The sequence below is a fragment of the Chromohalobacter sp. HP20-39 genome, assembly GCF_033052815.1.
In the GTDB taxonomy this organism is placed as follows: domain Bacteria; phylum Pseudomonadota; class Gammaproteobacteria; order Pseudomonadales; family Halomonadaceae; genus Chromohalobacter.
The window spans coordinates 1-250 of the sequence record NZ_JAWHTP010000990.1; the positions used below are offsets into that span (position 1 = coordinate 1).

The window sequence follows — 250 nt, forward strand, 5'->3', positions numbered from 1 at the left end:
ACCATCGTGGGCACCCGAACCTGGCAGCGCACCGCGCAGCTCGCCATTGCGCTGGCGTGGATGAGCGCATGTACCGTACTCACCCCATTCAAACGGGGGAGGCACTGATCGGCCACCCGGCCTCCGCCGTGGAAGCGCTTTTTGGCAAACCACCCGAGCAATACCCTCGCGCCGACGGAGGCACGCGCTGGCTGTATCCGACTCACCCATACGGACAATTCACCTCCGCTGCAGACGTTGACGCGAGTGG

1 protein-coding gene is annotated in these 250 nt (G+C 64.8%); it reads left to right on the forward strand.

The window, feature by feature from the left end:
• Positions 1-68: 68 nt before the first annotated feature.
• Positions 69-250, forward strand: a 182-nt coding sequence (locus tag RVY79_RS20935; protein WP_317466533.1) for a hypothetical protein, incomplete at its 3' end; no start/stop codon positions are given.